20 protein-coding genes and 1 tRNA gene are annotated in these 21834 nt (G+C 61.1%); 15 read left to right on the plus strand and 6 right to left on the minus strand.

Translation table 11 applies throughout. The features are described 5' to 3' along the window. Positions 1-421: 421 nt before the first annotated feature. Entirely contained in the window at positions 422-4966 is a 4545-nt protein-coding gene (locus tag N3J91_01780; GenBank protein MCX8155176.1) for an immunoglobulin domain-containing protein, read from the plus strand. Positions 4967-5068: 102 nt separating this feature from the next. Further along, positions 5069-6460: a sugar porter family MFS transporter gene (locus tag N3J91_01785; GenBank protein MCX8155177.1), complete on the plus strand. Its 1392-nt coding sequence runs from the start codon at positions 5069-5071 to the stop codon at positions 6458-6460. 8 nt (positions 6461-6468) lie between these two features. Here the strand turns inward: N3J91_01785 and N3J91_01790 are convergent, their stop codons facing one another. After that, the gene (locus tag N3J91_01790) at positions 6469-7092 is read right to left on the minus strand and encodes a LysE family translocator (GenBank protein MCX8155178.1); all 624 of its coding nucleotides are present in this window, start codon (positions 7090-7092) and stop codon (positions 6469-6471) included. Between the two features lie 158 nt (positions 7093-7250). Here N3J91_01790 and atpB point away from each other — a divergent pair, with 158 nt between their 5' ends. The 12 genes from atpB to N3J91_01850 all read left to right on the plus strand — a co-directional run bounded on the left by atpB (position 7251) and on the right by N3J91_01850 (position 16356). Beyond that, on the plus strand, positions 7251-8153 hold the full coding sequence (atpB, locus tag N3J91_01795; protein ID MCX8155179.1) for a F0F1 ATP synthase subunit A: 903 nt from the start codon (positions 7251-7253) through the stop codon (positions 8151-8153). A gap of 83 nt (positions 8154-8236) precedes the next feature. Beyond that, positions 8237-8485, plus strand: coding sequence for an ATP synthase F0 subunit C (locus N3J91_01800; GenBank protein MCX8155180.1), 249 nt, complete (start codon positions 8237-8239; stop codon positions 8483-8485). 59 nt (positions 8486-8544) lie between these two features. Further along, positions 8545-9090: a F0F1 ATP synthase subunit B gene (atpF, locus tag N3J91_01805; GenBank protein MCX8155181.1), complete on the plus strand. Its 546-nt coding sequence runs from the start codon at positions 8545-8547 to the stop codon at positions 9088-9090. A 40-nt stretch (positions 9091-9130) separates the two neighbouring features. Beyond that, positions 9131-9529 (plus strand): F0F1 ATP synthase subunit delta, encoded by a 399-nt coding sequence (locus N3J91_01810; GenBank protein ID MCX8155182.1) that lies wholly within the window; start codon positions 9131-9133, stop codon positions 9527-9529. A 21-nt stretch (positions 9530-9550) separates the two neighbouring features. Then, entirely contained in the window at positions 9551-11080 is a 1530-nt protein-coding gene (gene atpA, locus N3J91_01815) for a F0F1 ATP synthase subunit alpha (GenBank protein MCX8155183.1), read from the plus strand. A gap of 17 nt (positions 11081-11097) precedes the next feature. Then, a complete protein-coding gene (gene atpG, locus N3J91_01820; protein MCX8155184.1) occupies positions 11098-11979 on the plus strand; it encodes an ATP synthase F1 subunit gamma in 882 nt (293 codons plus the stop codon). 38 nt (positions 11980-12017) lie between these two features. Then, positions 12018-13418 carry a F0F1 ATP synthase subunit beta gene (gene atpD, locus N3J91_01825; GenBank protein MCX8155185.1) on the plus strand — a complete coding sequence of 467 codons (1401 nt, stop codon included), beginning with the start codon at positions 12018-12020 and terminating at the stop codon, positions 13416-13418. A gap of 33 nt (positions 13419-13451) precedes the next feature. After that, positions 13452-13865, plus strand: coding sequence for a F0F1 ATP synthase subunit epsilon (locus N3J91_01830; GenBank protein ID MCX8155186.1), 414 nt, complete (start codon positions 13452-13454; stop codon positions 13863-13865). 129 nt (positions 13866-13994) lie between these two features. Further along, positions 13995-14071: transfer RNA gene (locus N3J91_01835), tRNA-Arg, on the plus strand. 49 nt (positions 14072-14120) lie between these two features. Continuing rightward, the gene (locus N3J91_01840) at positions 14121-14585 is read left to right on the plus strand and encodes a response regulator (protein ID MCX8155187.1); all 465 of its coding nucleotides are present in this window, start codon (positions 14121-14123) and stop codon (positions 14583-14585) included. A 3-nt stretch (positions 14586-14588) separates the two neighbouring features. Further along, positions 14589-15161, plus strand: a complete 573-nt coding sequence (locus N3J91_01845; GenBank protein MCX8155188.1) for a hypothetical protein — start codon at positions 14589-14591, stop codon at positions 15159-15161. Between the two features lie 127 nt (positions 15162-15288). After that, complete coding sequence (locus N3J91_01850; GenBank protein MCX8155189.1) at positions 15289-16356, plus strand: GAF domain-containing protein; 1068 nt, start codon at positions 15289-15291, stop codon at positions 16354-16356. A gap of 57 nt (positions 16357-16413) precedes the next feature. Here the strand turns inward: N3J91_01850 and N3J91_01855 are convergent, their stop codons facing one another. The 3 genes from N3J91_01855 to N3J91_01865 form a co-directional block, all read right to left on the minus strand. Next, complete coding sequence (locus tag N3J91_01855; protein ID MCX8155190.1) at positions 16414-16692, minus strand: glycogen-binding domain-containing protein; 279 nt, start codon at positions 16690-16692, stop codon at positions 16414-16416. 120 nt (positions 16693-16812) lie between these two features. Then, the gene (locus tag N3J91_01860; protein MCX8155191.1) at positions 16813-17538 is read right to left on the minus strand and encodes an NUDIX hydrolase; all 726 of its coding nucleotides are present in this window, start codon (positions 17536-17538) and stop codon (positions 16813-16815) included. A gap of 6 nt (positions 17539-17544) precedes the next feature. Continuing rightward, complete coding sequence (locus N3J91_01865) at positions 17545-19047, minus strand: nicotinate phosphoribosyltransferase (protein MCX8155192.1); 1503 nt, start codon at positions 19045-19047, stop codon at positions 17545-17547. Positions 19048-19247: 200 nt separating this feature from the next. Here N3J91_01865 and N3J91_01870 point away from each other — a divergent pair, with 200 nt between their 5' ends. After that, the gene (locus N3J91_01870; GenBank protein ID MCX8155193.1) at positions 19248-19532 is read left to right on the plus strand and encodes a hypothetical protein; all 285 of its coding nucleotides are present in this window, start codon (positions 19248-19250) and stop codon (positions 19530-19532) included. Here N3J91_01870 and N3J91_01875 read toward each other — a convergent pair. Both N3J91_01875 and N3J91_01880 read right to left on the minus strand, forming a co-directional pair. Then, positions 19483-20454 (minus strand): sugar phosphate isomerase/epimerase, encoded by a 972-nt coding sequence (locus N3J91_01875; GenBank protein MCX8155194.1) that lies wholly within the window; start codon positions 20452-20454, stop codon positions 19483-19485. The genes N3J91_01870 and N3J91_01875 overlap by 50 nt on opposite strands. A 44-nt stretch (positions 20455-20498) precedes the next feature. Next, positions 20499-21827: a Gfo/Idh/MocA family oxidoreductase gene (locus N3J91_01880; GenBank protein MCX8155195.1), complete on the minus strand. Its 1329-nt coding sequence runs from the start codon at positions 21825-21827 to the stop codon at positions 20499-20501. Between the last annotated feature and the right edge of the window lie 7 nt (positions 21828-21834).

Genomic DNA, 21834 nt, shown 5'->3' on the forward strand with positions numbered 1-21834 from the left:
AGGGTGCGCAAACCGAATTCTTTTAATCTCCCCTTTAGCGAGTCAATTTCCTGTGGAGCCAGGCCTGATTGTCATAAGTTTGACTTCTGTTAGTTGCTTATTATTAACGGTTTTTAACCAAAAATTTTCCATTTTTCGGTTGCGCGCAGGTTGATTTTCGTTCAATGTAACAGGGAACCCAATACATAGGACATCTGCCATGGGTGAACAGGCCGTGCAAGTTATCTCTGTGAGTTGGAGAGAAGGGCCGGAAAATGCACTCTTGGTGGAGTCAAACCGTGCAGAAAGGAAAAGTACGTTTATGCAAAAACAAATGCAATTCTTCAAGGATGCAGAAAGTTTTGAGCGGCAATCAATCACATTCTTGTGGCACGGTATAAAAACATGGACTGGAGGGCTGGCCTTGGTTTTGGCTGCCTCGATGGCTCACGGCCAATGGGTGGCCATCAATGACGTGTTCAATGGGCCTCTGACCCACCCCAACGTGACCACGTATGGCACGGTGGCCTCAGGGGTTTCCATCACCGGGAGCGGTTTTTTGAAAAACTTGAACACCGGAGAAAACCTGACCGCACGGTTGGAAATTTACAATGAGAACGTGGTGCCGGCGGGCACCATGGGCACCCCCAACCAAGACACGCCAGCCATGAACATGTTTGGGCCGTATGTGGATTGGAGCACGGCTTCCGGCGGGCAGAACGCGGTTTATTTGGACTCGACCTCGGATGTCATTTACTATCGTTTCACCGGCCTGAATCCGAATGCCCGCTATTCTTTTCACGGCACGGCGGTGCGCAACAATTCAAGCTACACCACCCGGTGGACGCGGGTGACCTTGCAAGGGGCGGAGTCGTTTGACGTGGCGCATCTGACTGGTCCGTCCAGCCCGGGCATTTTAACCGCTCAGTATCCGGGTTCCGGGCTGGGCCCCAATGAGGCGGCGTTCAACGCGGGTTATAACACGGTGGCGGGTGATGTGGTGGGGTGGACGAACATCGATCCGGGCGCCGATGGGGAAATCATCATCGTTTGCCGGGTCTATACAGGCGCCATTCCCAGCGGTACCGCTGCCACGATTTCGTATGGTTTCAACGCTTTGCGGCTGGAAGAGCTGATGACCGGGCCGATCGAGATCGTGCGTCAGCCGGAAACCAACCTGGTGGTGGAGGCCTTCAGTCCTTGGACGCTGGCGGTGGAGACCACTGGCGGCGGGCCGCAGTATCAGTGGTATCGTGGCGTGCCCGGCAGTGCGGTGGCCATCGAGGGCGCCACGCGGCGGACCTATGGCAGCGCCAGCGCCAGCTTGAGCGATAGTGGCAATTATTTTGTGGTGATCCGCAATCAGTTTAATGCCATGACCAGCACCGTCTCGACCGTCACGGTGTTTGTGAATCCCATTCAAATCACCCAGCAACCCACCAATCGGCTGTCGGTGCTGGAATTGCGGCCCGTTAATCTCAGTGTGGAAGTCACCGGCACGCGTCCGCAATTTCAATGGTACAAAAATGGGCAGGCCATTCCGGATGCCACCAATCGCCTATTCACCATTCCGGTGGCCACGGCGGCTGACAGTGGCAACTATCACGTGGTGGTGACCAACATACTTTACGGCGCGACGAGCACGGTGGCGCAAGTGATTGTTTCCTCGGACGCCACACCACCGCAGGTGGTGCGGATCGTGCCCAACACGTTTCATGATAAAATCATCGTCGAGTTTGACGAGGCCGTGGACCCCGCCATTGCCGGCAATCCAGCCAATTACAGCGTAGATCCTTATGTGGATATTTACTCCGCCGTCATGACCAACCAGCGCACGGCGGTCTTGCTCACCGCGCCCTTGCCCCCCAACTCGACTTTGAACTTGCAGGTTTTTGTGCAAGATTTGGTGGGCAATGTGCTGCTGGACACCTTCCCCTTCCAGACCTGGGCCCCGAATCTGGCGGGTGGGGTAATGTTTGATGTCTATTATACCGGCGGCGGGACGGCGATTACCAACCTCCTGCTGAATCCCCGTTTCCCCCATGCGCCCGACAGCAGCTACGTGTTGACGAATTTTGACACCACCATCTTCTGGCCGGATGCCAGCAACGGTCAATCCCACCGGGAAAACTACGGGGCGCGGTTGCGGGGGTACTTCATCCCCGTGGTCTCGGGTAATTATCACTTCTTCATCCGGAGCGATGATGCCTCCGAGTTGTACGTGAATCCCAACGGGCCCTCGGAAAGCGGCAAGGTGCGAGTGGCTTACGAAACGGGCTGTTGCAACGCCTTCCAGGAGCCCGGCACGGCAATCCAGACTTCCACCAACACCTTCCCGCTGATTGCCGGCCGCCCGTATTACGTGGAGGCCGTGTACAAGGAGGGTACGGGCGGCGACTGGTGTCAGGTGGCGGCGCGACGAGTGGGTGATCCCACGCCAGCTAGTCAATTGGTGCCCATTCTGGAAACCGGTGTGCCTTATCTCCCGCCCGGGCTCTATGGGCAAAACAGCTTCCTGGCCGAGCCGCAGGACATCACCATTGAGTCGCCGGCCACGTTCACATTGTCAGCACTGGCGACCAACAGTTTGAATGCGCCCTTCTCCTATCGGTGGCAACGCAATGACGGGGCCGGCTTTGTGGACATCCCCGATGCTCGGGGGCGCAGCATTTCCTTCACCAACGTGACGGTGGCCCAGAGTGGCGCGCAATTCCGGGTGATTGTGGCGGCGGGCGACACCGCGATTACCAGCCGTGTGGCGACGGTCACCATTACCCCGGACGCCACTGGCCCGCTAGCCCTCAATGCGCGGCGGGAGGCGAACCTGACGACCATTGTCATCAACTTCTCCGAGCCGCTGGACCCGGTGAACGCCACGGCCGTGAACAACTACCAGGTGTGCGATGTCTTCCTGCCCAGCCGGTGCGTGAACATCATCGGGGCCACGTTGACGAACAACAACACCACGGTGATTCTGGACACCGAAATGCCCGATTTGGCCGGGACGTATCAGTTGCGCATGAGCGGCATCACGGACGTTCACGGCAACCTTATCCGGCCGCCGACCACGTTGTCTCTGCGCATCGTGACTTCCTACCAGCAAGGTCTTTATGGCTATAGCGGCACGCAGGACACGCAACTGCGTCAGGCCAATCCGGATGACAACTACAACACCGCCACCTCCTTGCTGGTGGATGCTTCAGATGGCGGTGGGGTGGTGCAGGTGCTGCTGGCCTTCCGCAACCTCTTTGGCACCGGCCCTGGCCAGATCCCGCCGGGAGTCACCATCCGTTCTGCGACGTTGCGCCTGTTCTCCATTGACAACAATGCCGAAACCCCGGGGCCGGTGTACCTGCACCTGATGTTGATTCCTTGGGATGCAGCCAACGTAACGTGGAACTCCCTCAACGCCGGCGTGGCCACTAATGGGGTGGAGGCCTCCTCGGCCAACTATGGCACCATCATCCCGAACTTCCCTAATCCCGGCGGCACTACCTGGCAATTCCGGGATGTGGACGTGCTCAGCTCAGTGCAGGCCTGGGCTTCAGGCCAGGTGGAAAACCACGGGTGGGTACTGATCAACGTCAACACGGATGGCTATCGCTTCAGCTCCGCGGAATATAGCGAGGTGCAATATCGTCCGCTGCTGCTCGTGGAATATGAGCCGGCAACGCAAGTTCAACCCGTGCAGATTGTGTCCCAGCCGGCGCCGTTGACCACGGTAAACGAGGGGGCGACAGTGAATCTCGCGGTGTCGGCCAGCGGTACGCGGCCGCAGTATCAATGGTATAAGGACGGCACCCGGCTGGATGGTGCCACCAACGCGACGCTGACCTTGGCGCAGGTTAATGAAACCTTCTCCGGCCGGTACTTCTGCGTCATCAGCAACCTGGCGCCAAGCATTGTGCAAAGCGCGGATGCGCTGGTCGTGGTCAATCCGGACACCAACCGGCCGGTGGTGGTGAGCGCGCTGGCGACCACCAACCTGTCGGAAATCCGGGTGGTATTCTCCAAGCCCATGAATGCGGCCAGTCTGGCGCAGGCCGGCCGTTTTGTGGTGGCGCCGGCTTATGGCGGTACGCCGCTGAACGTCCTGGGTGTGGCTCTGGCCACCAACGGCTTGACCGCCACCCTTACCACCGAGCCGCGCAACGCCTTCGCGTACTACACGCTCACGGTGCGGGATGTGACGGATACGGCCTATCGGCAAAACGTTTTGGCGCCCAATCCTACGTGGTTGATCCTGGGTTCGCAGATCAGCCTTATCGCTCCGATCAGCCCGTGGAAGTACTTTGAGCAGGGCGATGCCGGGGCGGGGTGGACCACGCCGGCCTTCAATGACAGCGGCTGGTCTAATGGCGTGGCCTTGTTTGTCGGCAAGACCGGCACGCCGGGGCAGGGGGACCTCCCGATTGCCACCACGCTGACCATGGGCCAGACCACTTATTACTTCCGTGGCCGGTTCCAGATGCCCGCGCTGGCGCAACTGTCAGGCTTGCAGTCCTTCCAGGTGCTGGTGCGGCCCATCATTGACGATGGCGCAGTGTTTCACCTGAACGGGCAGGAGGCCCTGCGCGTGGGGATGACCAATGCCGGCCCCATCTTCTATGAGACGTTTGCCACCCGGACCCAGGGCAACGATTACCGGTGGGAAGGGCCTTATGCCTTGCCGGTGAGCCACCTGGTTTTTGGCGGCGAGAACGTCATAGCGGTGGAAGTCCATCAGGTGAGCGCCACCAGCAGCGACGTGGCGTTTGCGGCCGAGCTGCTCATCAACGTGCCGCCGGTCGAGCTGCGCCTGCAGCCGGCGGTGGTCAGCGGCGATACCTTCCAAATCAACTGGCCGCCGTTGGCGGGCTTCCGGCTGTACCAGGCGGATCGGGTGCAGGGTCCCTACACGCCGGTGCCGGGTGATCCGGTGGGCACTTACTCGGTGTCCACGCGGGCGGCTCAGGGCAAGTTCTTCCAGGTGCGGAGGGAACCCTAAGCCGTAAGTCAAGACTCACGCAGCGCCCGCCCCTTCAAGGGGCGGGCTTTTTTTGTCATTGCGTTGGCGGGAGGCTCCGGCTTCAATGCGGGCCGTAATCTTATGGCGCCCACCACATCCGTATCGCATTCCCGCGGGTATGTACTGCTTGTTTGTTGCGTTGCCGCATTGTCCGGGTTGTTGTTCGGTTACGACACCGGCGTGATTGGTGGCGCCATTGGCTTCATGCGGGTGAAGTTTGCCCTGGACCCCGTGCAGGAGGGCTGGACGGCTGCCAGCATTCTGGTGGGCTGCATGGTGGGGGTGCTCCTGGCGGGGCCGGTGGCCGATCGGCTGGGCCGCAAGCGCTTGTTGGTGGCCTCGGGGTTGTTGTTTGGCCTGTCTTCCGTGGGGACGGCCCTGCCGCAGAGTTTGTCGGTGTTCATTGCCTTTCGTTTGCTGGCGGGCGTGGCGGTGGGCGCGGCCTCCATGGCGGCCCCCATGTACATTGCGGAGATTGCGCCAGCGGACTGGCGCGGGCGGCTGATCTCGCTGAATCAACTGGCCATCGTGACCGGCATTTTTGTGGTCTATTTCGCCAACTGGTTCATTGCCAGCCTGGGGGATGCCGCCTGGAATCAGGAGTATGGCTGGCGCTGGATGTTTGCCTCCTGTCTGCTGCCGTCGGTGTTGTTCCTGGTGTTGTTGCTTTGGGTGCCGGAAAGCCCGCGCTGGCTGGTCAAGCAAAACCGGCCCGAGGAGGCGCGGGCCACTTTGGAGCGCGTCAACGGCCGGGCGGCTGCCGCCGTGGAATTGGAGGCCATTCATGCCGCCCTGCAAGAAGAGGAGCCGGGCCTGGGGCAGTTGCTCAAACCGGGGCTGCGGCGGGCGCTGGTGATCGGCATTGTGCTGGCCTTTTTGCAGCAATTCACCGGCATCAATGCGTTCATTTATTTTGGCGCGGAAATCTTCAAAAGCATGGGCAGCTCCACGCAGACCGCCTTGATTCAGCATGTCCTGCTGGGCGGGGTAAATTTTCTTTTCACCCTGGTGGCCATTGCGACGGTGGACCGGCTGGGGCGCAAACCGCTGATGGTGGCCGGCTGTGTGGGCATGGGCCTGTGTTTGTTCGGCCTTTATTTTGCCTCGGGCACGGGCGGCGGCAATCAGGGACTTTTGAAGGTGATTCTCATCCTGGGTTACATTGCCTGTTTTGCCCTGAGTCTGGGGCCGGTGACGTGGGTGATTCTGGCGGAAATCTTCCCCACCCGCGTCCGGGGCCGGGCGTTGGGACTGGCGACATTCTGCCTCTGGCTGGGGGACTATCTGGTGACCCAGACCTACCCCATGATGGCGGACAACGACTGGCTCAAGGCGCATTTCCGGCAGGCCTTTCCGTTTTTATTGTACGGCGCCTTTTGTGTGGTGGAGGTGCTGTTTGTCTTATGGTGGGTGCCGGAAACCAAGGGCAAGACCCTCGAACAAATTGAGGCCGGTTGGCGACACCAGCAGTGAGCCTACTTTCAGGAACCGGTGCCGCCCAGATACTTCCACGCCTCCCAAAAAAGGGAGAGAGCAAAGGCTGCCAGCGCCAGGCCCAGCGTTTGCAAAATAAGCCGATAGGCGCGCCCCCGCAGGAAGGCCCGGCCTTTGCCGGCGATGACGGCCATGAGGGCTTTGATGCCGCAGAGGAGCACATAAAAAATGCCAAAGAACACGGCCACGGCGTCCCAGCCCACCTGGCGGGCTTTGAGCAGGGTGGCCGCGCCCACTGTGAACCAGAACAGCCACGGATTGGGGCTCAAAAAGTTGGTGATCAATCCCTTTTGCCAGGAACGCGGCGATTCTTGAGACGTGGTGTCCTCCGGCAGCATGGGGCGCAAGTTTTGCCAGGCCAGGCGCAGCACAAACACCCCTCCGGCCAGGGAAATAAGGCCCAGCAGGGGGCGGAGCTGGGCGGCCTGGCTGGCAAACCAGAGGGAAAGAACAATCACGGGCAGGTCGGTAATCAGCGGCACCAGCGACGTTTTAAGCCCCTCTTTGACACCGTGCCGGAGAGATTGCATCAATACCAGGGTCATCAGCGGCCCAGGGGCAAAGCCGGCGGACAATCCCAGCACCAGACTGGAGGCGATGATTTCCGACATCTGCGGCATTTAGCCCGCCCCGGCGGGCCGTGTCAATTCCGCTAAAAAAACACTTGTGGAATTGGCCAGCATAGGACAATTTCTGCGGTCTCTGGACGATTGCGAAAAGCCGCCTCGTCCGCGTTGGTGGCGCGGGGCGGACAGGTAATTTGGGAATCATGCGTTGGTTAATATATTGCGTGATGCTAACCGGGCTGGCGCTGGCCGGCAGCGCCCACGCCACCGGCACCGCGGTGTCCCCGGCGCCCTGGCTGTTGGCCGCCCAAGGGCTGCCGGAGGCCGCACCGGACATCTTCTCCCTGGGGCCGCTTAAGGTGTCCAACTCGATGGTGGTCACGTGGATTGTGGCCCTTACGGTGATTCTTTTTGCGCGGGTGGCCACGCGCCGCATGGAGTTGGTGCCGTCCGGCAAGCAGAACTTTGTGGAGTGGCTGGTGGAAAGCCTGCATGATTTTCTGGAAAGCATCATCGGGCCGGAGCTGGTGAAAAAGACCTTCTGGTTCTTTGCCACGATCTTCATCTTCATTTTGTTCAGCAACTGGTTTGGGTTGATTCCGGGGGTGGGCACCATCGGCTGGTATGATCCGGAACATCCGGGGCACATTGCCCGGCCGTTGTTCCGCGGGGTGAATGCGGATTTGAACATGACCGCCGCGATGGCGATGATTTTCTTTGTCATGTGGACCGTTTGGGCTTTTCAAGCCAACGGGGCCAAAGGTTTTCTGCTGCATCTTTTCGGGCCCAAGGGCGACACCACCGGCGCTTTGAAGGTACTGATGATTCTGGTGTTCCTCCTGGTGGGGGTGCTGGAGGTGGTCTCCATTCTTTTCCGGCCGGTATCCCTGAGTTTTCGTCTGTATGGCAACATTTTTGCCGGGGAAAACATGCTGGAAAGCATGGCCCGGTTGGTGCCGGCGTTGAGCTGGCTCATTCCAATTCCCTTTTATTTTCTCGAGGTCCTGGTGGGCCTGGTGCAGGCGCTGGTGTTCATGTTGTTGACCGCCGTCTTCACCCTGTTGATTTGCACCCACGAAGAAGGACACGAGAAAGGACATCATTGAGGCGCTGAGGCGCCACGGACACTTTCGGCGGCTGGACCGTGCCGGGAGCGCGGGGGCCGCCGGAAACAACGAAAGGACAACCTATGTTGACGCCAATCCTTGCGGCGGCCGAACCGGTGGCCGAAGCCGTAAAAACGGCGGGCATGACGGGCAACCTGCACATTGGGCTGGCCTGCCTGGGCGCAGCCCTGGGCGTGGGCTTCATTGGCATGAAAGCCTCGGAAGCCGTGGGGCGCAATCCGGGCGCTTCCACCAAAATCCTGGTGCAGGCCATTCTGAGCACCGCCTTTGCCGAAGGGATCGTGTTTTTCGCGATCTTCCTGGCGAAATAATCCAGCGGCGCCGGGGGCCTGGCCCCTGGCGCCCGCCCCTTTTTTCGCAACCACCTTGTATGAACAGCATGCTCTTGTTGGCCGCGGGCACCTTGCAGGACACCGCCCGTGAAACGGCCCTGACCTTCGGGCTGGACTGGCCGCACTTCATCGCGCAATGCATCAGTTTTGCCATAGTGGCCTTCCTCCTGCACCGTTTCGCTTACAAGCCGGTGCTCAAGATGTTGGAGGAGCGCAAGCAACGCATTGCCGAGAGCCTGGCCAACGCCGAGAAAATCAAGGAAGAGCTGGCCAAAACCGAGCAGGCGCGGCAGGAGATCCTGGCCCAGGCCAATGCCCAGGCCAACCGGGCCATCGAGGAAGCCCGCGCGGCGGCGGCCAAAGTGCTGGAGACCGAAACTCAGAAGGCCATCGCCGCCGCCAATCAAATCATCGCCAAGGCCAACGAGGCCAACGCCGCGGAAATGGCCCGCCTGCGGGCCGAGTTGAAGCGCGAAATCGGGCGGCTGGCGGTGCAGGCGGCCATGCAGGTCACCGGCAAGATTCTCACCCCGGAGGATCAGAAACGCCTGGTGGAGGAAACCAACCGCGAGCTGGCGGCCTAGGACTGCTGCCGGCCCCAACATCGGCAACTGAGGTGAACACGTGAAAGTGACCAAACAGGCTCGGCGCGAAGCCAAAAAGCTTTTTGCCCTGTGCAAGGTCAACGGGGTTCTGGACGAAGCCCGGGCGCGGCAGGTGGTGGCCGAGGTGACTGCGCGCCGACCCCGCGGATACCTGGGCATATTACATCATTTCCAGCGGCTGTTGCGGCTGGAGATCCAGCGTCGCACCGCCCGGGTCGAAAGCGCCGTACCGCTGCCAGCGCCGTTGCGGCAGGGGGTCCAGAGCGGGTTGACCCGGCGTCATGGACCGGGACTGCGGTTTGAATTTGTGGAAAATCCCGCGCTGCTGGGGGGCCTGCGCGTGCAGGTGGGGAGCGAGGTTTGGGACGGCAGTGTACACAGCCGCCTGGCGGAACTGGAAGAGCGGCTGACCAGTTAAGGAGCATTTACAGATCAGGCTATGAGCAACATTCTGCAGGAAATTGAAGCCCAGATTACGGGCATCAAAAGCACGGTGTCCCGCCGCAATGTGGGCATTGTGCGCGAAATCGGCGATGGCGTGGCCAAGATCGAAGGCCTGGACGACGCCATGTTAAACGAGATGTTGGATTTCGGCGACGGGGTCACCGGGCTGGCGCTGAACTTGGAGGAGACCGAGGTGGGCGCCATCATTCTGGGCGATTACCTCAAGGTCAAGGAGGGCCAGGAGGTGCGCACCACGGGCAAGCTGCTGCAGGTGCCGGTGGGCATGGGCCTGCTGGGCCGGGTGGTTAATGCCCTGGGCGAGCCGATGGATGGCAAGGGCCCCATTAAAGCCTCCGGGGCCTACCCGGTGGAAAAGATCGCCCCGGGCATCATTAAACGCCGTTCCGTCAACCAGCCGGTGCAGACGGGCATCATGGCGGTGGACGCCATGATTCCCATTGGCCGCGGCCAGCGCGAATTGATCATTGGCGACCGTTCGACGGGCAAGACCACGATTTGCATTGACACCATCATCAACAATGCCCGCCTCAACCGCGAGGCCGAGCAACGCGGCGACAAGACGTACCGGCCGTTGTACAGCATCTACGTGGCCATCGGGCAGAAGCAGTCCAACATCGCCCGGGTCATCAGCGTGCTCGAGCAATACCAGGCCATGCCTTACACCATTGTGGTGGTGGCTTCGGCCTCGGACAGTGCCACCATGCAATACCTCGCCCCCTTTGCGGGCGCGGCCATGGGCGAATGGTTCATGGACAACGGCATGGACGCCCTGATCATTTATGATGATTTGTCCAAGCATGCCGTGGCCTACCGTCAGGTGTCCCTGGTGCTCCGCCGGCCCTCCGGGCGCGAGGCGTATCCGGGCGACGTGTTCTATCTGCACAGCCGCCTGCTGGAGCGAGCGGCGCGATTAAACGAGAAGAGTGGCAACGGATCGCTGACCGCGCTGCCCATCATTGAAACCCAGGCTGGCGACGTATCGGCCTACATTCCCACCAACGTGATTTCCATCACCGACGGCCAGATTTTCCTGGAGACCGATTTGTTCTACCAGGGCGTGCGTCCGGCCATCTCGGTGGGCATCTCGGTGTCGCGGGTCGGCTCGGCGGCGCAGGTCAAGGCCATGAAACAGGTGGCCGGCCGCATCAAAGGCGAGCTGGCGCAATTCCGCGAGCTGGCGGCGTTTGCCCAGTTTGGCAGCGACCTGGACGCCAAAACGCTGGCCCAACTGGAGCGTGGCAAACGGATTGTCGAGGTGTTCAAACAGCAGCAGTTCAACCCGATCCCGGTGGAGATTCAGGTGGCGGTGCTGTGGACGGTCCAGAACGGTTTCATGGACGATGTGCCGGTGGATAGAATCAAGGATTTCCAGGCGAAGTTGACGGATTTCCTGGTCAATCGCAAGGCGGACCTCATGGCGCAGTTGGAACGGGAGAAGGCCCTGAGCGATCTGCTGGTCAACCAGCTCAAGGCGGCGGTGACGGAGTTCAAGCAGACCTATTAATAACCTGAACCTGCCCCATGCCCAGCACGCGCGACATACGCCGCCGCATCAAGTCGGTCAAAAGCACGGCCCAGATCACCAAGGCCATGCAGATGGTGGCGGCGGCCAAGATGCGCAAAGCGCAGCAGGCGGCCCTCGCCGGGCGGCCGTATGCGGCTTTGCTCAACCGGGTCATGGCCGAGGTTTCCCACCACGCCGGGGACTACCAGCATCCCTTGATGCAGACGCGGCCGGTGGAGAAGCGGGCGGTGATCCTCATCACCAGCGACAAGGGCCTGTGCGGCGCGCTGAACAGCAACCTGCTGCGCGAGAGCCTCAAATTTGATCCGGCCACCACCGTTTTCATCACCGCCGGGCGCAAGGGCTCGCAATTTGTCGCCCGCACCCGGCGGCAACTGGCGGCCGAGTTCAGCTACAAGGACACGCCGCAATTCAGCGAGGCGCGCGCCATTTGCAAGTTTGCCTGTGACCTGTTCACCGAGGAGGAGGTGGATGAGGTGCAGGTGTTGTACACCAATTTCATCTCCACCCTCAACCAACGCCCGGAGGTGCGCACCCTGCTGCCGGTGGGCCGGCTGGAGGCGGTATCGGCCGATTTTGCGGGCGAAAACACCGCCGGGGCTCCGCTGCCGGCCGGCAGCTCCGAGTTTTTATTTGAGCCTTCGGCGGAGCAGGTGTTTCAGGCATTGCTGCCGCATTACCTGAATTTCCAGCTCTATCAATACCTGTTGGAAGCCAAAGCCAGCGAGCACAGCGCGCGAATGGTGGCCATGAAGAACGCCACGGACAACGCCAACCAGCTCATCCGCACGCTCACGCTGCAGTACAACAAAATGCGCCAGGCGGGCATCACCAAGGAGTTGTTGGAGATTGCCTCTGCCACCATGGCGCTCGAATAACCTTGATGGCGACGCCACGCAACCTGATTTAGAACCGCATGAACAAAGGCAGAATCGTACAAATCATCGGCCCGGTGGTGGACGTGGAGTTCCCCGACCAGTTGCCCGGCATCTACCATGCCCTGACGGTGGAGTTCACTGTGTGGGGCCAGCCGCAGAAACTGACCCTTGAAGTCCAGCAGCATCTGGGCGGCAAATGGGTGCGGACGGTGGCCATGGGCAGCACCGAGGGATTGAAACGCAACCTGGAAGTGGTGGATACCGGCGGCCCCATCTCCATGCCGGTGGGCGACGAGGTCATGGGACGTGTGTTCAACGTGGTGGGCGAGCCGGTGGACGAGCGCGGTCCGGTGCATGCCCGGAAGCGGTACCCCATTCACCGGCCGGCTCCCTCGCTGACCGAGCAATCCACCAGTCCGCAAATCCTGACCACGGGCATCAAGGTGATTGATTTGATCTGCCCCTTCCTCAAAGGCGGCAAGGTGGGTGCGTTTGGCGGCGCGGGCGTGGGCAAGACCGTGGTCATCATGGAGCTGATCAACAACATCGCCAAAATGCACGGCGGTGTGTCGGTGTTTGCCGGCGTGGGCGAGCGCACCCGCGAGGGCAATGACTTGTATCACGAAATGTCCGAAGCTGGCGTGATCAATCAGCAGGATCTGGCCAAGTCCAAAATCGCCCTGGTGTACGGCCAGATGAATGAGCCGCCGGGGGCGCGTTTGCGCGTGGCCCTCAGCGGTCTGGCCATTACGGAATATTTCCGCGACGAAAAGAACCAGGACGTGCTGCTGTTCGTGGACAACATTTTCCGCTTCTCCCAGGCCGGCTCCGAGGTATCCGCCCTGCTGGGCCGCACCCCCAGCGCCGTGGGTTATCAACCCACGCTGGCGGCGGAAATGGGCGACTTGCAGGAGCGCATCACCTCCACCAAGAAAGGCTCCATCACCTCCTTCCAGGCGGTGTATGTGCCGGCGGACGACCTGACCGATCCCGCCCCGGCCACCACCTTTGCGCACCTTGATGCCACGGTGGTGCTGGAGCGCTCCATTGCCGAGCTGGGCATTTACCCCGCCGTGGACCCGCTGGCTTCCACCTCACGCGCGCTGGCGCCGGAAATTGTGGGGCAGGAGCATTACGACGTGGCCCGCGGCGTGCAACGGGTGCTGCAGCGCTACAAGGATTTGCAGGACATCATCGCCATCCTGGGCATGGACGAGCTGTCGCCGGAGGACAAGCTCACCGTGTTCCGCGCCCGCAAAATCCAGCGGTTCTTGAGCCAGCCGTTCAACGTGGCCAGTGTGTTCACCGGCCGGGAGGGCAAAACCGTGCCGGTGGCCGAAACGGTGCGCGGTTTCAAGGAAATCCTGGAAGGCAAGCATGATGATGTGCCCGAAGGCAATTTCTACATGAAGGGCGGCATTGACGAAGTGCGCGAATAACCGGACGCCCCGTGCGGGCGCAACGATTCCACCATGGCCTCACAATTGAAACTGGAAATCGTCACCCCGGAGGGGGTCACCACCTCCGAAATGGTGGATTACGTGACCCTCCCCGGCGTGGAGGGGGAAATGGGCGTGTACCCCATGCACGTGCCTCTGATGACCCAGATTGTGGCGGGCGAAATTGTGGTGCGCAAAGGGGCGGAAGAATACCTGCTGGCGGTGGGGGATGGCTTTGTGGAAATCACCGCCGACCATGTTTCCGTCCTCACCGACATGGCCATCAAGGCCAATGACATTGACGAAGCCAAGGCGGAGGAGGCCCGCCGCCGTGCCGAGGCGCGCCTGCAGGAAAAATTGACCCAGGAGGAGCTGGCCGCAGCCCAGGCTGCCCTGGCCCGATCGGCGGCGCTCCTGCAAGTCAAGAAACACTCCAAGCGCAGTTAGGGGGCTTCAACAGACGGCTGCGGGGGATTCGGCTGCGGCGACGCAGCCCTTGCTTGGGGGGTGGGCGGGCTTGCTTTCTTCCTTGCGTTGCGGCGCATGTCCGGTTTAGGTTTGGCCGCAGCGGCGGTTGCGCGAGTAGCTCAACTGGATAGAGTGACGGCCTCCGGAGCCGTAGGTTGTGGGTTCGACTCCCGCCTCGCGCACCAGCCTGCCACCCAAACATCACCCGTTGGCCGGGGTGGACGGAATCAGACTATGGCGCAAAAAAAATGGTTTGCCCCCCTTGAGGAGAAGACCCACGACATTGGGGAACTGGACCTGCCGAAGAAGTGTCTCCTGCTGGATGATGATGAGGAGTTTGTGCATGTTATCACCGAATACCTGCAGTCGCAGAACTGGCAGGTGCATGCGGTGAAATCCGGGGTGGAAGGGCTGAAAAAGATCATGGCCGATGACTTCGATTTGGTCATCTGCGACATGGTTATGCCCCATCTGCCGGGAGACATGTTTTATCTGGCGGTGGAGCGCACCAAGCCCCGCCTCTGCCGGCGGTTTATTTTTATCACCGGCCACAAGGGAGACCCCAAGATTGACGCTTTCATCCGGCGCGTGGGCGGCTTGATGCTGTGGAAGCCGTTTCAAATGCACGAGCTGCAGATGGCCATTCAATCCGTCCTGCGCAAGGCCGCCCGCCAGGAGGCGGCGGAGAGCAGCAATTAGTCTGTGCCCGCCATGCTCCTGGCCGTGATCAATGTGGGGGTCAGCCTGATGGTCGGCGCACTTTGGCTGGCGGTCTGGCTGGGTTGGGCCGGTTGGGCCACCCGCCGGGCTGCTCCGCCGCGGGGAAGCGAGTGGCGCCGGGCCAGGGGCTTTTTCACCGGCGGTTGCGTGGCCCTCGCCATTCACGCCTTCATTGCCTTTGATAACTTCCACAACTGGAGCCACGAGATGGCAAAAGTTGCCATGGAATTGCGCACCGCCGAGTATTTGCCCTGGCAAACCGGCGCGGCCATTTACCTGACCTATCTTTATCTGGCTCTTTGGGCTGTTGAAACTCTCTGGAGCTGGGCTGCCTTTGAGGCGTGGCAGCAACGTCCGCGCTGGTTGGATTGGTCTATTCAAGCCTATCTTCACCTCTACGGGGTGGTGCTTATTCTGCTCCTGGGCGGCGCCGCGGCGCATCATCTGCCACCCCTGCTGCCGGGGATGCTGGCGGTGGGCGTGGTGGCTTTCCTGACCTGGATATGGCGGCGGGCCAGTAGGCCGGCGTCAGCGCCGGGCGCTGGTGGAGTTTGAGGCCGGCCATGCAAGGGGCGGCCCGGCGGCCTTTCAAGACGCGGTGCATGTATTGACGGCCCCGGGCAAATGGGGCAAAGTAACGTCACAGGACAGCGCGCCAGTCATCCATAAACCCATTTCATTTATGACCACCGCCGAAACCGGACCGGAAACGGCCAAGGAACTTGAGGCAGCCCCCGAGGCCACGCTGTTGTTGGTGGCGCATCAGTTTGCCCACCGGGAGGAACTGACCCGGATGCTGGTGACGGCGGGATATCGCGTGTTGTTTCCCCCATCGCTGGGCGAGGCGCAGGCGCGCATCACCAGTGGAGACGCGCTCGTCCTGGGGGTGCATGCGCCGGGCGAGGCCGAGTTTGCGGCCTTGTGCGCTCTGCGGGACAGCGAGACGGCATGGCATGTGCCGGTGATTGTGATCAGCGAAAGTGCGGATGCCTCCGCCCTTAATAGTTGTCTGCAACTTGGGGCCGCCGAGGCGCTGGCCTGGCCGGTGGATGAAGCGCGGCTGAAAGCCCGCTTAAAGGGATGTCTGGCCATCAAACAGCACTGGCAGTTGCTGGCGCTGAATCTGGATCTCACCGCCCGCGCCAAGCAGGAGGCCGAGCGCCTGGCGGCCAGTCTGATTGATTTGGGCGTGGGCATGGTCAAAGAGAAGGACCCCTTGCAGGTGATGGAAATGATTCTTAAAGAGGCGATGCGCATCACCGATTGCGAGGGCGGCACCATTTACATGCGGGGGCTGGATCAAACGCTGCGTTTTCTGCTGGTGCGCAATGACATGTTGGACATCAACATGGGGGGCAGCACGGGCAAGCCCATCACCTTCCCACCGCTCAAGTTGTATGGAGAGGATGGCAAACCCAACCATCAATACGTGGCCAATCACGCGGCGTTGACCGGGCAGACGGTCAACATTGAGGACGCCTACTCGGCGGGCCGGTTTGATTTTTCGGGCACTCGGCGTTTTGACGCCAATACGGGCTATCGGAGCAAGTCATTTCTAACGGTGCCTTTGAAAAATGAACGGCAGCAGGTGATTGGGGTGCTGCAACTCATCAATGCCCGCGATCCCAAAACTGGAGCCATTGTGCGTTTTGATGCCGCCGTGCAGCCCACCATTGAAGCCTTTGCCGTGGTGGCGGCGGCGGTGTTGGCCGCCTACCGCACGGCCCAACTAGGAAGCAGTTCCATCTAGTTGCGTGGCTGGGAAGCGTGCTCTGGCGGGGCGGGACCGCGAGGAGGCGTGGCCCGGTTACGTGACCACCCGAACGCTGTTTACCCCGCCGTAAGGGTCCGGGGCGCATTCGGTGGCTGCCGGGTCTGGCAGCCATTGTCCATCCACCACAAACTTGTACTCGTAACGCCCCGGCGCCAGATTCACACAAAGTTTCCAGCAGCCATCCTTGCCCTTTTTCATGGGCTTGGGATTCAGCTCCCAACTGGTGAAATCACCGGCCAGGGCGACATGCCCCGCGGTGGGCGCTTCGTAGGTGAAACAGACCCGCTTGCGTGCTGGTTTTGTTGCTGCCATAAGCCCAGGTACCATTAGGGTTAAACCATCCAGCCGTATTGAACATGCGCTTCCTTGCGTGGGTGGTCAAGCGGTTTTGGCGCAATTTTCGGCCCCTCAGCGCCAAAAGCCGGTGGGGCATCACCGGATTAGCTTAAACCCCTCCCGCTGAAGTTTTTTCCATTGGATATGGGAAAGGCGGTAAAGTCTCGCCGGCCGGCGTTGGGAGGAGCGGTCCTCCTTGCCGGTGGGGACAAATAAGCCGGTGGGCAGCAGATGGCGGCGGAAATTTCGTTTATCCAGCGGACGACCAGCCAAAAGTTCGCAAAGATGCTGGACCTGAGACACTTTGAAGAGCGGCGGGAGCAGCGCCAGCGGGGTCAAACCGAGGCGGGCCTGGTCATGCAGCCAGGCCAGGGCTGCCGCCAAAATCTTGGCATGGTCAAACGCCAGGGCGGGGGGATGCAGGGCATCGAACCAAGCGGCCTCGGCGGCGTCGCTGCCGGCCTCGATCGCTTGGGCAGATGCTCCGGTCAGGTGAATAAACACCACACTGATAACGCGTTCTCTTGGGTCGCGGCCGGGTTGTCCAAACGCGCCCAATTGATGCAGCGCCTGCGGCTGCACTGTCAGGCCGGTTTCTTCCTTCAGTTCCCGGCAAGCGCTGGCTTCCAACGATTCCTCCATGTCCACGAACCCGCCCGGAAAAGCCCAGTGACCGGCATAAGGCGGATTGGCCCGACGAACCAGAAGGATTTGTAGCGCCTGGCCGTTGAAGCCAAAAACGACCGTGTCCACGGTGACAGCGGGATGGGGATGGGCGTAGTGGTAGCGTCGGGCGGGTGAACCGGTTTTGCTGGTGCTCATGGGCCATCAAGGAGACTGGGCCAATCCGCGGGCCTGCAGGATCAGCTTCGTTTTCAATTCATGCAGGGATTCCTCCAATCCCACCGGGTATTGGTGGGGATAGACAAAACGCTTGATGCCGGCATGAAAGCGGCGCAATTGCGTGGCGGCGTATTCGCGAATCTCGGGCAGGGGCGGCGGGGTGTACACGCGCCGGCCCTCGCGGAAGACGGGGATGAGCAGGTCCTGGGTGGCCAGTGTCGGCGGCATGATTTTGCGACGGGTGGGATCGGTGGGGTCCACGATCACCGCAGGCGATTTCACGCCCAGCTCGATGTCAAAAATCATGTCCCCCACATATTCGCGGCCGTTGTCAAAACGGCGGACTTGCTGGATGCCCGGGGTGGAAATTTTGAGGCTTTGCTCGCTGAGTTTGATGACATGCCGCCAGGGGCCGCCCGGGTCCCGAATCATGGCCAGCTTGTACACGCCACCCAGGGCGGGCTGGTCATAAGCGGTGACCAATTTGGTGCCCACTCCCCACATGTTGATGGCCGCGCCCTGGTCCTTGAGACTCTCGATGATATGCTCGTCCAAATCGTTGCTCGCCAAGATGGCCGTCTCGGTGAAGCCTGCCGCGTCGAGAATCTTGCGGGCCTCCTGGCTGAGGTACGCCAGATCGCCGGAGTCCAGACGAATGCCGGCGAGTTTCCAGCCTTTTGCCTGCAACTTCCGGCCCACCGCCACGGCATGGCGGACTCCCTCCAGGGTGTGATAGGTGTCCACTAAAAAGACGGCGTTGTTGGGCAGAGCCTCCGCGTAGGCCTCGAAGGCCTCAATTTCGCTGCTGAAGGACATCACCCAACTATGCGCATGGGTGCCGCGAACGGGGATGCCCAGCAGACGACCGGCCAGGACATTGGACGTGGCATGACAGCCGCCAACATGCGCCGCCCAACTGGCCGATAGGGCCCCGTCCATGCCCTGGGCGCGCCGCAGGCCAAATTCGAGCACCGGCTCGCCGCGGGTGGCGCTGACAATTCGCGCGGCCTTGGTGGCAATGAGCGTCTGAAAATTGAACAGATTGAGCAGCGGGGTTTCCAGGATTTGCGCCTGGATGATCGGCCCGCGCACGCGCACCAGCGGCTCGAACGGGAAAACGGTGGTGCCCTCGGGCACGGCGTCCAGGTCACAGGTGAATTCCATCCGGCTCAGGTATTCCAGAAACTCGGGACGAAACAGGGGACGATCGTCATGGCCGCGCAGCGTGGCGAGGTAGGCGAGATCCTCCGCGTTGAAATGAAAATGCTCCAGAAAATCCAATGCCCACGTCAGCCCGGCAGCCACGCCATAGCCGCCGTTGAACGGGTTTTTGCGAAAGTACAGGACAAACACCGCCTCCTGTCCGGTGCGCCCAGCATGCCAATAGGCTTGTGCCATGGTCAACTGGTATAAGTCGGTGGCCAGGCTGAGATTTAAGCGATAGAGGCGGGAGAGGTAGCCTCCGGAGGACGGAGGGACATCGGTCAAATTATGCGCGGTCGGGATGGTCAATTGAGTGTTAAATTAACACATTTCAGGGGTGGGTCAAGGAGAACGGAGTTAAAGGGTTGAGGCTGCATCATTCATCATTCAGCCCAACCGTCCGGGTCAGTCATGAGAAAACGCTCCAGTAAAACCAGCCGGAGGCTGGACAACAGATGTCCCACCCCCTGTGTCAGGATGGGGCCATGAAAAAAATTTGGTGGCAATGGCAGCGTCAGGAAGCGGTGAACGTGCTGGCCCGATTTGGGCAGGCGGAGCTGGTGGTCACGAGCGGCGGCCGCATGGAATTGCGGGGAGGCAGTGCGGCGGACGTGGCGGAGGCCCGGGAATGGATTTCCCTTTTCATGCACGAAGCCGTGCCGGTGCGGGTGCCGGGGCCGTCCGTGAGCTCAACATCCGATCCGGTGGCGGGCCGTCGGATCAGCCTTCCAGACCGAAGGCCTTTTGCATCTGTTGGCGCACCTGGGTAAGGCGGGGCACCGTGCCGCCGCCCACTTCACAGGTGGCCCAGCCGTGGAAGTGAATGTCGGCAAGGGCTTTGCGCACCTCGGCCCAGGGTAAATCGTCCTCCGGCCCGGTGATGTCGGTGAACTTGTTCTTAGCGCGGCTGAAGCCCTTGACATCCAGTTTGACGCAGCGATGGCCAAACGCGCGGATCCACTCCGCCGGCTGGCCATATTTCCAATGGTTGCCGACGTCGTAGTACATCCCCACCCAGGGGCTGCGGAAGCTGTCCACAAAGCGAATGAACCGCTCGGGTGTCTGCTCCGGGCCGCGGTCGTGGTCGTACATCATCCGATTCCAGACGTTTTCCACGAGAATATGCTGTCCCAGGGCGGCGGCCAGGGGGAGGACGGCCAGGATCTCCTGGCGGCAACGCTCCTCGATTTCCTCGGCCGGGCCGTCTTCGCCTCGGCCCACCACGATCAGCACGCCGCTGCCCCCGGCGGCATGGCTGACACGCAGGCAATGCTCGAGATTGGCGCGTGCCTGGGCACGGTCCTCGGCCTTGGGACTGGTCAGGCGTTTGTTCCAATGATCGTGATTGATGGCATTGTGCACAAACACGCCCGATTCCAGCACGGCGGTGCGGACCTGCTCCGGCGTGTAGCCGGCCGCTTCGTCAAAGTCCACCCCGTCAAAGCCGGCCTCCGCCGCCATGCGCAACCGCTCCACCACCGTTAATTTGCGTCCGCCCGCCTCCTTGGCAATCATGCTGAGCTTGGTGGCCAGCAGGAGTTTTTTGCCGGTGGGCGGCCGCACCACGGCAGGGGGCGTAGGGGCGGCGGCGTTGTCTGCCGCCATCGCTCCGGCAACGGCCCCCAGGGCGGTGGTGGCGAGGGTGGCTCCGAGGAATTCCCGGCGGTTGTGGCGGGGCAGGGCAGTTTTCATGGTGGCTTATGTCAGGGCTTGAGCGGTTGGCGGAAGATGGCCCATCAAACCATCTTCCAGGGCGCACGATATTCGCGGCTGAGCAGCTTGCTTGCTTCGGGGTCGCCCACGATTTGCTCTTTCTTGGGATCCCAGCGAATCTTGCGTTTGACGAGCATGGCAATCAGTCCGAGATGCCCGGGAATGGCGGAGTGATGCGCCACCTCCACGGGGGTGACGGTGGGTTTGCGGGACTTCACGCAATCCAGAAAGTTGCGGTAGTGCGGGCTTTTGCCGGTGGTAAAGGGTAGTTGGATTTTACGCTGGGCCTCCGGCAGGGAGCGGCTCTCGCCCCACGCGGGGTTGGAAGACTCAAAGGCATTGCCGCGATTGACCCAGACCCAGCCTTCGGTGCCAATCCATTTGGTGCCGCCGCGGATGTCCTTGTGTCCGCCAGCAATGATCATGGTGATGCCGCCGGGGTACTTGCACTCGACGCGATAGCGGGTGCAGGTGTTCCAAATAGCATCGGCGGGCGGGAATTCTCCCTCCCCCTCCACCTCCAGGGGCCCGATGGTGTCATCATTCCCGAGTCCCCAGTGGGCAATGTCGCAATGATGCCCAATCCAGTCCAGCAACTGGCCGCCGCCGATATTGTAATTCCACCGCCAGTTTTTATGCACGCGCGCCTCGATGTACGGCTCCATGCGCGAGGGGCCAATCCACATATTGTAGTCCAGCTCCGGCGGCGGATCGGTGATGGCGGTCTTGGTCCGCGTGCCGGCAAAGTCGGTGTGTCCGCTGGGCAGCCCCACCTCCACGCGCGTTATCTGCCCAATCAGGCCATTGCGCACGATTTCCGCGGCATAATGGAAATTTTTTTCCGAGCGCTGCCAGGAGCCGGTCTGCCAGATGCGCTTGTTGGAGCGCACCGCTTTGACGATGGCCTGTTGCTCGGCGATGGTGCGCGCCAAGGGTTTCTCCCCGTAGATGTCCTTCTTCTGGCGGGCAGCCTCCACGGCGGTGAGCATGTGCCAGTTGTCGGGCACGGCGAGCATGACGGCGTCAATATCCTTGCGGGCGATCAGCTCGCGGTAATCTTTGTACGCCTTGCAATCTTCATTGTTGTAGCGTTTGTTGACGGCCTGCCGGGCCTGCTCCAGATGGCGCTGGTCCACATCGCATACGGCCACCACCTGGCAATCTTCGTGATTCATGAAGTTGGAAGTGTTGCCCGGCCCCTGCATGCCCCATCCCACCACCCCCAGGGTGATGCGATTGGAGGGCGCATTGGCTCCCAATAAACGGGAGGGGACAATGAGCGGGGCCACGCCGGCAACGGCGGTGGCAGCCAGAAAACGGCGGCGATTCCAAGGGCTTGAATGATGTGTCATACAAGAA

The sequence above is a fragment of the Verrucomicrobiia bacterium genome (assembly GCA_026414565.1).
Taxonomy (GTDB): domain Bacteria; phylum Verrucomicrobiota; class Verrucomicrobiia; order Limisphaerales; family Fontisphaeraceae; genus Fontisphaera.

Excerpts from the sequence above, each read along its gene's own strand:
- N3J91_01790 (MCX8155178.1), bottom strand. The coding sequence starts at position 7,092 with ATGTCGGAAATCATCGCCTCCAGTCTGGTGCTGGGATTGTCCGCCGGC.
- atpA (MCX8155183.1), top strand. The coding sequence starts at position 9,551 with ATGAGCAACATTCTGCAGGAAATTGAAGCCCAGATTACGGGCATCAAA.
- N3J91_01870 (MCX8155193.1), top strand. The coding sequence starts at position 19,248 with ATGAAAAAAATTTGGTGGCAATGGCAGCGTCAGGAAGCGGTGAACGTG.
- atpD (MCX8155185.1), top strand. The coding sequence starts at position 12,018 with ATGAACAAAGGCAGAATCGTACAAATCATCGGCCCGGTGGTGGACGTG.
- atpB (MCX8155179.1), top strand. The coding sequence starts at position 7,251 with ATGCGTTGGTTAATATATTGCGTGATGCTAACCGGGCTGGCGCTGGCC.
- N3J91_01880 (MCX8155195.1), bottom strand. The coding sequence starts at position 21,827 with ATGACACATCATTCAAGCCCTTGGAATCGCCGCCGTTTTCTGGCTGCC.
- atpF (MCX8155181.1), top strand. The coding sequence starts at position 8,545 with ATGAACAGCATGCTCTTGTTGGCCGCGGGCACCTTGCAGGACACCGCC.
- N3J91_01800 (MCX8155180.1), top strand. The coding sequence starts at position 8,237 with ATGTTGACGCCAATCCTTGCGGCGGCCGAACCGGTGGCCGAAGCCGTA.
- N3J91_01780 (MCX8155176.1), top strand. The coding sequence starts at position 422 with ATGGCTCACGGCCAATGGGTGGCCATCAATGACGTGTTCAATGGGCCT.
- N3J91_01875 (MCX8155194.1), bottom strand. The coding sequence starts at position 20,454 with ATGAAAACTGCCCTGCCCCGCCACAACCGCCGGGAATTCCTCGGAGCC.
- N3J91_01855 (MCX8155190.1), bottom strand. The coding sequence starts at position 16,692 with ATGGCAGCAACAAAACCAGCACGCAAGCGGGTCTGTTTCACCTACGAA.
- N3J91_01840 (MCX8155187.1), top strand. The coding sequence starts at position 14,121 with ATGGCGCAAAAAAAATGGTTTGCCCCCCTTGAGGAGAAGACCCACGAC.
- atpG (MCX8155184.1), top strand. The coding sequence starts at position 11,098 with ATGCCCAGCACGCGCGACATACGCCGCCGCATCAAGTCGGTCAAAAGC.
- N3J91_01850 (MCX8155189.1), top strand. The coding sequence starts at position 15,289 with ATGACCACCGCCGAAACCGGACCGGAAACGGCCAAGGAACTTGAGGCA.
- N3J91_01830 (MCX8155186.1), top strand. The coding sequence starts at position 13,452 with ATGGCCTCACAATTGAAACTGGAAATCGTCACCCCGGAGGGGGTCACC.
- N3J91_01785 (MCX8155177.1), top strand. The coding sequence starts at position 5,069 with ATGGCGCCCACCACATCCGTATCGCATTCCCGCGGGTATGTACTGCTT.
- N3J91_01860 (MCX8155191.1), bottom strand. The coding sequence starts at position 17,538 with ATGAGCACCAGCAAAACCGGTTCACCCGCCCGACGCTACCACTACGCC.